We start from the raw sequence: 235 nt of genomic DNA, 5'->3' as shown, positions 1-235 counted from the left end.
GCGCTGAAATGACAAACCCGGCGCAGGCCGGGTTTCGATCAAGGCTGGGCAGTTCAGGCAGACGGAGCCGCGGGCAACCGGCAGCGCAAGTCTTCAAGTGCGCTTGGCCAGTGTTCGATCGCCTGCAGATCGTGCATGTCCTGCAGATCGATCAGCAGGTCCACCACGCGGCTGTCGTCCACATTGATGCCTGAGTTGCGTAACGCACGTGCAAGCGGATCGTCGCCGGGCACGC

General features: G+C 63.0%; 1 protein-coding gene. It reads right to left on the bottom strand.

The genetic code is table 11. From position 1 onward, the window contains the following. Positions 1 to 53 precede the first annotated feature (53 nt). The coding region (locus RVY79_RS21605; protein ID WP_317466671.1) for a hypothetical protein at positions 54 to 235 on the bottom strand (182 nt) is incomplete at its 5' end.

Source organism: Chromohalobacter sp. HP20-39, from assembly GCF_033052815.1.
Classification (GTDB): domain Bacteria; phylum Pseudomonadota; class Gammaproteobacteria; order Pseudomonadales; family Halomonadaceae; genus Chromohalobacter.
Note: the sequence above shows the minus strand (reverse complement) of the source record. Positions and strands in the feature narration are given on the sequence as shown.